At 53.0% G+C, this 8749-nt stretch carries 9 protein-coding genes and 1 pseudogene; 5 read left to right on the top strand and 5 right to left on the bottom strand.

Translation table 11 applies throughout. From position 1 onward, the window contains the following. Positions 1-70: 70 nt before the first annotated feature. Positions 71-274 (bottom strand): annotated as a pseudogene (locus ACT3TC_RS05765) (BrnT family toxin); the annotation flags it as partial. A 231-nt stretch (positions 275-505) separates the two neighbouring features. On the opposite strand from ACT3TC_RS05765, the gene ACT3TC_RS05760 reads away from it, so the two are divergent. Both ACT3TC_RS05760 and ACT3TC_RS05755 read left to right on the top strand, forming a co-directional pair. Further along, positions 506-808, top strand: a complete 303-nt coding sequence (locus tag ACT3TC_RS05760; protein WP_444639444.1) for a type II toxin-antitoxin system RelE/ParE family toxin — start codon at positions 506-508, stop codon at positions 806-808. Continuing rightward, positions 805-1125: an addiction module antidote protein gene (locus ACT3TC_RS05755; RefSeq protein WP_444628492.1), complete on the top strand. Its 321-nt coding sequence runs from the start codon at positions 805-807 to the stop codon at positions 1123-1125. The genes ACT3TC_RS05760 and ACT3TC_RS05755 overlap by 4 nt, the downstream gene beginning before the upstream one ends. Positions 1126-1220: 95 nt before the next feature. On the opposite strand, the gene ACT3TC_RS05750 is transcribed toward ACT3TC_RS05755, so the two are convergent. Beyond that, entirely contained in the window at positions 1221-1619 is a 399-nt protein-coding gene (locus ACT3TC_RS05750) for a lysozyme inhibitor LprI family protein (protein ID WP_444639443.1), read from the bottom strand. Positions 1620-1769: 150 nt separating this feature from the next. Continuing rightward, on the bottom strand, positions 1770-2471 hold the full coding sequence (locus ACT3TC_RS05745) for a ZinT family metal-binding protein (RefSeq protein WP_444639442.1): 702 nt from the start codon (positions 2469-2471) through the stop codon (positions 1770-1772). Positions 2472-2848: 377 nt separating this feature from the next. On the opposite strand from ACT3TC_RS05745, the gene ACT3TC_RS05740 reads away from it, so the two are divergent. The 3 genes from ACT3TC_RS05740 to ACT3TC_RS05730 all read left to right on the top strand — a co-directional run bounded on the left by ACT3TC_RS05740 (position 2849) and on the right by ACT3TC_RS05730 (position 5563). Further along, the gene (locus ACT3TC_RS05740) at positions 2849-3874 is read left to right on the top strand and encodes a CNNM domain-containing protein (RefSeq protein ID WP_444639441.1); all 1026 of its coding nucleotides are present in this window, start codon (positions 2849-2851) and stop codon (positions 3872-3874) included. A 123-nt stretch (positions 3875-3997) separates the two neighbouring features. Beyond that, entirely contained in the window at positions 3998-4957 is a 960-nt protein-coding gene (locus ACT3TC_RS05735) for a calcium/sodium antiporter (RefSeq protein ID WP_444639450.1), read from the top strand. 60 nt (positions 4958-5017) lie between these two features. Next, positions 5018-5563: a hypothetical protein gene (locus ACT3TC_RS05730; protein WP_444639440.1), complete on the top strand. Its 546-nt coding sequence runs from the start codon at positions 5018-5020 to the stop codon at positions 5561-5563. 29 nt (positions 5564-5592) lie between these two features. On the opposite strand, the gene ACT3TC_RS05725 is transcribed toward ACT3TC_RS05730, so the two are convergent. Continuing rightward, the gene (locus tag ACT3TC_RS05725; protein WP_444639439.1) at positions 5593-7383 is read right to left on the bottom strand and encodes a TRAP transporter permease; all 1791 of its coding nucleotides are present in this window, start codon (positions 7381-7383) and stop codon (positions 5593-5595) included. A gap of 85 nt (positions 7384-7468) precedes the next feature. After that, the gene (locus ACT3TC_RS05720) at positions 7469-8437 is read right to left on the bottom strand and encodes a TAXI family TRAP transporter solute-binding subunit (protein WP_444639438.1); all 969 of its coding nucleotides are present in this window, start codon (positions 8435-8437) and stop codon (positions 7469-7471) included. Positions 8438-8749: the final 312 nt, after the last annotated feature.

The raw sequence follows: 8749 nt of genomic DNA, 5'->3' as shown, positions 1-8749 counted from the left end.
TCGTAGCACCTCAGCCATGGGCCGCATTTGCTTCACGTCCGCTTCTGTTAGCTCTCTAACTTCGCCGTCTTTATTCGTGAGTCGCGTTTTCATAGCGTCGCATCTCCCGTGAGTTGGCTTTCCTGAGACTGATAACCCGAATGCCATCGGTAATAGGCGTAAAGCACACTACGTGCACCCTTTCCCCTATCTTCCCCAAGCCTATGAAGCGCTGTTCGGGGTAATCAAAGCGGGTATCTTCCGAAAATACAGCGCCTTCCCAATCAAAGCGCTCTGCTGTCGTGAAGGGAAGACCGCGCTCCTGCTCATTCCGGGCGCTCTTGTTCGAATCAAACGTCGATGATCATAGACTTTCCAGTTCCCTGCGATAAAAAACCAAGTTCTTATAGCGCTCAAATGCCTGAACCACGGGGGCAAGCAGCCCCGGATTCCGTGAAATTTTCGGAATCCCAGCGTGCACCGCCACAGGTGGGCAGCATCCGCGTAGCCATGCGGCGCATCACCTGTGCCCCCCACTTATTCAGGCAAAGCATGTACAGGTGTTACCCTGAGAAATGCATTCCTCTGCGCCGCGCCACTTACCAGCAAAGACAAGCGTTTAGCGCCGTCTGGAGGCGACGCCAAGGCAGTGGGCGATGGTGTGCTAGAGCTACGGATTGATTACGGGCCGGGCTACCGCGTTTATTACGCCAAAGTAGGCCGCCGTTTAGTGATGTTATTAGCCGGTGGAACCAAGAAACGCCAGCAAGCCGATATAGAGCAAGCAAAGGCGTTTTTAGCTGACCACCGTAGGAGAGCAAGTACATGAAAAGCCATGATGCTGCTGTTGTCGAAATGCTGCGCGATGATCCTAATATGGCGCTGGACTATTTGCGCACCGCTTTCGATGAGCTGGATGAAGAAGGCGGCGAGTCTGCCTTTCTGCTGGCACTACGCCATGTAGTGGAAGCCCAAGGCGGTGTAGCCGCCATTGCGGAACGTGCCAAAGTGTCACGCGAAAGTCTCTACCGAGCGCTTTCACCTAAAGGCAACCCCACGCTACGCACGATGACCGCCGTCATCAAAGCAACAGGTATTCACTTTCACGACCTGACACGCCATAGCCAAGAGCCGGCAACAGGATAGAGAGCGGCCAACTATAAAGCGCCGCCTCCACCATCCCCCTATAAATCAATCGACTATCGGTGCTTTTTTGTTTCTATGGGCAGCTTTTGTTTTAGCTACCTTACACAGCTAAGGTCGCCCTCTTCGCAGCTGGCATGCTCTTGCAGGCTTTGCGTACGTGCTTTGGTGAGCGCTTCAAGGCAGCCATTACGTACCATGGGCTGGGCGCTCCCCCCTTCGACCGCGCTACTCTCGAACGCACATTCGGCGTCACGAAAGTCAATCCACCTGCGCTGGGCCACTCTGAGCTTCTCAAGCGATAAATCATTACTATCAAGCCTTCCAATCAATGCCTGATAAGCCTCATTAAGCGCATCATCAGCCGCTTGATACGTGTTCGCTGAACACTGCGTCATTTCCGCTTGGGTTTCAGGGCTAACACACTCTTCATTAGCGCTGACCAAGCCGCTGAAGATCAAAATCCCCATGCCTGCCCATCGTGAAAGTAGTCGCATCGTCGTACCTATTCTGGTGGATAAAGCCAACGTGGTAACAAGAACGCTACCTGCCTTACAGGTTAGCCTCTTTTTCATGCGCCCATAACGGCAAAACGCCAGCATTTCTGCTGGCGCCCGTCGACTAGCTATAAAAAAGGTGGCTCGACCTTAATGAGCAGTCATTTCTTCAGCGATTTCATTACCGTCTAAATCGGACGGGTAGTAGGTCGGCCAGTGAGAGACTTCTTCCAGCAGTGCTTCGCGATCATTGCCCCAGTAAAGGTGAAAGTGATGCGCGTCGGTTGGGTAGATAGCGTGGTCGCTGAATTGAATGTACTGAGGAAGATTTTCAGCGCTCTCACCCTCTAACTCGAAAATAAACCGCACGCCACGATTGCCTGCGTCGTAGGTTAAAATCTCGTAGCCGTCGTATTGATACTCGCCCGTGCTCTCTTCGCCGTCTTCGTAGAAGGTAATGTTATTGCCTTCAATAACGATACGGTCAACCGCTGCTTGGTAACCGGTGTCGTAGTACTCCTTGTACTCTTCAGCCGTTTTATCGCCATGCTCGGCTTTATGAGCAAACACCTCATCCAGCGTGCCATCCTCTAGATAGGGATAAACGGACTGCCAATCACCTTCCCAGTCGGAAAGTGGACGGTCCGCTACCTGGTCATCACTGAAATGCCCGGAATAAATATCACTACTGTGGTCGTGCGCATGGTCATGGGAGTGGTCGTGTGAATGACCATGGGAGTGATCATGGTCGTGGTGTTCATGCTTGTCATCTGCAACCACCGGCTGAATACCCGCCACTGCCAGCAAGCTGATGGCTAAGGCGCTGAGTGCTTTTGATGAAAGTAATGGCATTTTTCAGACTTCCTTTTTCAGAGAATGAATGGTTTTTAAATCAACATAAAAGATACATTATAACATAACACTAATCAAACAAAGCATGTTGGCCTGAAACGTTAAAGCGCCTAACGCTTCTTGGCGGCAAGTGGGTCGACCATCATCGTACCGGCCGTGCCAGATCCAACAAGCACAACGGAGCCATTATCACTAGCCAATCAGTCGCCAACCAGCCGCCAAACTTGGTCGAAGTAAAAATTATTTTCAAAGAGGTTATACATTATATAGCTTTTATTAAAACAACATAAATTAGAAGTCGGCGCCATTTCATTGACAGTCAAAACAGCTTAACTATAAAGAGCTTAACGCTCTCTTTATCTGGCGAGACATTATATATGGTGCTCTTAACAATCATTGTTATTTTAACTATTTCAGCTTCTTTCCTTTGTTCGATACTTGAAGCCTCATTGCTGTCGATTACACCAAGCTATATTGCTCAGCTTAAAGAAGAGCGTCCTAAATTACATAAAGCACTTGATACATTAAAAGCCAACATCGACCGCCCGCTTGCGGCCATTTTAACGCTTAACACTATCGCCAATACGGCGGGCGCGACGGGGATAGGCGCTCAGGTAGCCGCTGTATTTGGGGATGTTTATGTCGCTGTTGCCTCGGCAGTTATGACCATTCTCATTCTGGTATTTTCAGAAATTATTCCTAAAACGTTAGGTGCCAACTACTGGCGCCGTTTGGCTCCTTTTCTGCCTCCTATTTTAAATACCTTAATGGTGGTGTTAATGCCCTTTATCTGGCTATCAAAAATGATTACTCAACGGCTGGGTGAGGCAGATGAAGGCATCGATGTGCGCAGTGAAATAAAAGTATTAGCGCGCGCAGGCCTGGAGGAAAAAGTGATGGATAATGATGAAACACGCACGATCACTAATATCCTTAATCTGCATGAGATTCCGGTGACCAAGGCGATGACACCACGCGCCGTCAGTGAAACGGTCACCCCGGAAATGACGGTGAGCGCTTTCGATGAGCGCTTCGGCAAGCTCTCTTTTACGCGCTACCCTGTGATGGATGCAAACGAGCAGGCGTTAGGCTATGTACATAAGCTTGATGTTTATCACGCCGAGCCTGGCCAAACCATGCAAACGTTGATGCACCCAATGGGGACCATCGCCGATAGCGCAAGCGTTGAGCAGGTATTTACCGACATGCTAACCAGCCGCCACCATATGCGTGTGATCCATGATGAACATGGGACATGGCTTGGCATTATTACCCTTGAAGACGTTATCGAAACGATTTTGGGGCAGGATATTGTAGATGAAACAGATAAAATTCAGAACCTTAGAAACCATGCAAAGCAGCGTTGGCTCAAGCAAGTAACGTCCGATACGCCCCTTCCCTAGCTGACCCTTAGCGAATATTTTAACCCCCTATGGCTGAAAAATAATGTGTCTCGCCACGCACCGAGTTTACGCTTATAGTCACTAACAATAAGCGCTTAGGCTACATGGTGGAGGCCCTTTATGCTGCTTTATGGACTGAGTTTATTAGCCGGCATCGTGCTTTTAACGCTTGGTGGCGAAGGATTGATTCGCGGCGCCGTCGCCGGGGCCAAACGGCTGGGCGTATCACCGCTGTTTACCGGACTGGTGATTGTCGGCTTTGGTACCTCATCGCCTGAACTGGTGGTCTCGATCCATGCCGCCATGAACCAGCAGCCCGACATTGCGATTGGCAATGTGGTCGGCAGCAATATCGGCAATATCCTGTTGACTCTGGGCCTTTGTGCACTTATCTGCCCGCTGACCACCCAGCCCCAAGCGCTTAAGCGCGATGGGTTGGTAATGATGCTCGCCACTGGGCTGTTTATTCTTTTAGCGTTTAACGGCAGCCTGGGGCGTTTCGATGCAGCGGTGCTACTCGCAAGCCTGGCGGCTTATCTGGTATGGGCCTACTGCAGCGAAAGCGGCCAGCACTCCCCTTCTGCCGAGCTACACACGGCCGAGGCAGAGGAAGTGACCCAACTGCCCAGCAGCACGCTGTTTATCGTGGTGGCTTTAATCGGCGGGTTGGCTCTACTGATCGGCGGCTCCCAATTGCTGCTTTATGGCGCCGTCGGCATTGCTCAGGCGCTGGGGATTTCAGAAGCGGTTATCGGGCTTACCATCGTGGCTATCGGCACCTCACTACCTGAACTCTCGGTATCGGTGATCGCGGCGCTACGGCGTCATGCCGATGTGGCAGTGGGCAACATTCTGGGCAGCAATATCTTTAATTTACTCGGCATACTGGGCATCTCCGCCTTTCTTCAGCCGCTACCGCTTGTTGAGCGCATGGCATCCTTTGACCAGTGGGTAATGCTGGGCGCCTCTGCGCTGCTGATTGCTTTCCTCTATACCGGCCTACGTTTATCACGTGGTGAGGGGTTATTGCTCCTGGTAGGATATATAGCGTATTTAGCGGCCAGTTTTACGGTGATTAGTTAGGCTTTTTACGACAACGGCTTGCGCTCGACCATAACGGCATTAAAGGCATAAGGAAGCACAATGATGCTTGGTACTCTGGGGCCTGAAGGCAACAATCATGCGCTGGTCGCTGAGCGCTATCTCAAACACCGGGTACCGAAAGGTGGCCAATGCATTTTCTTCGACACGTTTGAGGCGGCTTTCGAGGCACTGCTGGCCGGAGAACTAACCCATGTACTGCAATGTACGGCCCACTTCAGCCATGCCGACTGCGTAGGTCGCTATATGCATCGCGCCTTTCCAGTCGATACGTTTATTGCGGGCAGTAAGCCGCTGGCGCTGCTCGCCCGTCGTGATGCTTCCGAACCAGAACATATCGCGCTTCAGCCTGCCACGCGCTACTACACTGATTTAAGCGCGTTCAAGACGATCATTGAGGCACCGACAACCGTCGACGTTGCCAATGGGTTGATTGAAGGTCGTTATCAGGCCGGTATTTGTGCAGAAGAAGCACTGGCCCAGGCACCTGATACGCTAACCTTGGTACGCTCGCTAGGACCGGCCATTGATAGCTGGGTTATCTACGCCACCGAAGCGCTGAATGAAGATTCGCCGCTGCATTTATAGCGTGCATTGGCAGCGGCGAACCCGGCAAGCTAGAGTGCGAAGATAATCAGCGCGCCCACCACCATAAGCGCCAGGCGCAGCCAGAGCGCTTTATGGGCAATGATGCCAAAGGAGATCGCCCCCAAGCCAACGGCCACCTTGGCGGTATCGAACAGCGCACCAGCGGGGTCAAAGGCAAGCCGAATCATGTCAGGGTTAGCGACCATTGCTAACGGAATGATATAAAGCCCAATGCCCAGCGCCATGGCCTTCAACGCTACCTTAAGCCAGTTCTCTCCCACCATGCCCGCCGCGATAAAGACACCACCACACACCGGCGGTGTAATCGTCGACAGTAGCGCATACCAGAAGACAAACAAGTGCGCGAGGAGCGGCTCAAGCCCCAGCGATGTCAGTGCAGGTCCCGCCACTGAGACACAGATGACATAGGCGGCCGTGGTGGGGACTTCCATGCCCAGAATCAAACACGCCAGTGCCGTCAACAACAGCGCAGGCCACAGCATATCGTTGGAAAGCGACAGGATACCGGAGGTAATTTTCACCCCAAGCCCGGTCAGCGAAAGCACGCCTATCACCAGCGAGGCGCAAATAATAATCGCGCCAATCATCGCAATCTGCCGCCCAGCGGTCACCATGGCAAGCATAAACCGGGTTATAAAACCAGAAAGAGAAAAACGCAGTGTGACGTTAAAAAACAGCAGGGCCAAACTGGCGAAAATGGCAATGCTCGCCGCATACTGAGGGGTGTATCCGCTGATAAAAATACACACCAGCAGCAACACAAACGGGACTGCAAAAAACAGTGAGGTAATCAACACCTCTTTACGGCTGGGCTGATCGCTTTTATCCAAAGGCTGCAAATCATGCCGAGTCGCGTAAGCATTAATCCCCATCCAGACCGTTAGAAAGTAAAGAAACGCCGGTAAAACAGCCGCCGCCATAATCTGTGTGTAGGGGGTTCCAGTGAGCTCCACCATGACGAAAGCCCCCGCTCCCATCAAGGGCGGCATGATTTGCCCACCCGAGGAGGCCACGGCTTCCACCGCCCCTGCCAGGGATTTCGGATAACGCAAACGCACCATGGAAGGAATGGTAATGGCCCCGGTAGACGCCACATTGGCGGAGGCCGACCCGGAAATGGACCCCATCAGCGCCGAAGAGATCACCGAGACTTTCGCCGCGCCACCGGTTAATCGGCCCGCCACAGCACTTGCCAGATTCATAAACCCTTGGCCTGCCTCGCCCGCGTTAAGCACCGCGCCAAAAATAACGAAAATCGCGACGACGCCCACACTGACACCGGTAAGCGATCCCCACAGCCCGCCTTCGGCAATGGTCAGCGAGCCCACCATGCTTGGCAGGGGAATACCTGGGTGACCAAACGTGCCGGGCACATACTGTCCAAAAGCGCCATACAGCAAAGCGAGCAACGCAACCAACGGTAAGGGCCAGCCGATAGCACGGCGCGCCGCCTCAAGCGCCAGAGCGATCAAAAAAAGCCCAATTCCCATCTGCAGATGGCTATCGATAAAACCGTACTGGTTGGCCAGTGATGCTTCGTTAAGGGCGATATAGCCACAGGCCGCCACACCCAGTAGTGTCAGCACCCAGCCGCTCGCCCGCTGCCAAGGCGTTTTGGCCATAAATATCAGCACCCAGGGCAGCAGTAATGCCATATGCAGCGGTCGACTAATTAACGCAGGCGTTAACCCGTAAAAGATAAGCCCCATGTGGAAAACCACGCTTAAGGTGCCCAGCGCTACCCAGCCACGCGCAGCGGGCGCCTCGTCGTCTAGCGTCGAAGTTGAAAAAAGTGTCATGCCCTATGCCTATCAGAAACGAGTCAACAACAAATAGCGACGCCACGAAGCGGACCTCGTGGCGTCGGCACTGCCTGGGAGAGAATTAACGCAGCGATTCGGGAACGTCGATGCCGGCTTCCTCGTAATAGCGCAGAGCGCCGGGGTGCAGCATACCTGCCATATTGTCGAGCTGGTCCGGGGTAATACCGCCCCACCACGCGGTCTCTTCGGCCATGGCGTCACGGCGTTCCCAGAAGGTTTTGGTCAACGTATACGCGGTTTCGTCATCCATTTGTGACGTGGTATACGCCATGACCGGCAACGACGTGGTTTGTACGTCCTCATCAATACCTGGGTAGGTGCCGCCAGGAATTACCTGACGCGGCGCGCCGGTCATGTCGATCTGCTCGTCAGTGAGACTCACCATCGCAATCGGCATGCCCGCAGCCACTTCGATAATATTGGGCGTTGGGTAAGAGCTGGCGGTTACAAAGCCGTCAATCTGCCCATTTTTCAACGCGTCGGGGCCGCTGCCCAAGGCAGCATCGGCGACCTGTACACTCTCTTCCAATCCAAACAGCGCCAGGTAACGCGCGGCTTCACGTGCGCCGAACGTGCCCCGGCCAATCAGGATATGCTTATCTTCAAGTTCCTCAATACCCACGACACCTTTATCCTCACCCAGGATGAAGTGCATGGTAATCGCTGGAATGGGAAACAGGCCGCGGATCTCCTGAAAACGTGGGTTCTGACGTTCAGCAAAAGGCCCTTCACCCGCCATGGCCTGATCAACCAACGCAGGCGGCGTGGTAAAAACATAGTTACCCTGGCGCGCCATGACTTCCATCACGTTTTGCACCGAGCCTTGGCTCTCTTCCAGGGTAAGAATAATAGCGTCATCCGTGCCTTGGCGAATGGCTTCTGATAACTCGACGCCCATCTGATAATAAGCCGTTCCCGCCGTTGCCGACTTATAGGTAACGCGGGTTTCCGCTTGGGCAGCCAGGCTAAGTGAAAGCGTGGTGGCTACGAGTAAGGGCGTGCATAAAGCAGAGCGTATAAAGGGGAGCATGTGTCAATTCCTGGTATCCAGCGACCTCATCGGCCTGATTTTTTTGTCGCGCTGAAAGAATAATAAACGCCAGCGGGCCAGGTCGTGAACAGTGCCCCGCCTAGCGCCGCTAACATTAGCATGTAATACGCCGAGCAGGAACGCTGTGCCTCCAACGGAGTAGCCTTACCAAGACAGCCCTATCCAGCACTGAATTCGATGCATAGGCAACACTGACGGGCAATAATGGCAAACAGAGGATGGCACTCAGCATTCGTCTTACTGCATCGCTTATCGCTTGCAACTTTGGTTTATTACCATAAAGATTAATCG

Source organism: Halomonas sp. AOP27-A1-41 (genome assembly GCF_052378605.1).
GTDB lineage: Bacteria > Pseudomonadota > Gammaproteobacteria > Pseudomonadales > Halomonadaceae > Vreelandella > Vreelandella citrativorans.
The sequence above is the reverse complement of the archived record's forward strand: the minus strand, read 5'-3'. Positions and strand labels throughout refer to the sequence as shown.